General features: G+C 80.2%; 1 protein-coding gene. It reads left to right on the plus strand.

All coding sequences use genetic code 11. The features are described 5' to 3' along the window. On the plus strand, positions 1 to 308 hold a 308-nt coding region (locus FHN55_RS18970), incomplete at both ends, for an asparaginase domain-containing protein (protein WP_180357959.1).

Here is a 308-nt window from a genome sequence, read left to right on the forward strand (position 1 = left end):
CCACCACGACGACGAGCGCCCGGTGGTCATCACCGGGTCCCAGCGCACCGCCGACGCTCCCGCCTCCGACGCGCCCGCCAACCTCCTCGCAGCGCTGCGCGCCGCAGCCGACCCCGCCCACCGCGGGGCCGGGGTGCTCGTGGCCTTCGGCGGCGCGCTGCTGCCGGTGGCCGGCACCACCAAGCGGCACACGCAGTCCCTGGCGGCGTTCGCCCCGCCCGCGGCGCCGCTGACCCGCCCCGCGGCGCTGCCGACGGTCGCGATGGACGTCCCCTGGCCGCGCGTGGACGTCGTCGCCGTGGTCCCCG

Source organism: Streptomyces sp. NP160 (assembly GCF_006335115.1).
Taxonomy (GTDB): Bacteria; Actinomycetota; Actinomycetes; order Actinomycetales; family Quadrisphaeraceae; genus Quadrisphaera.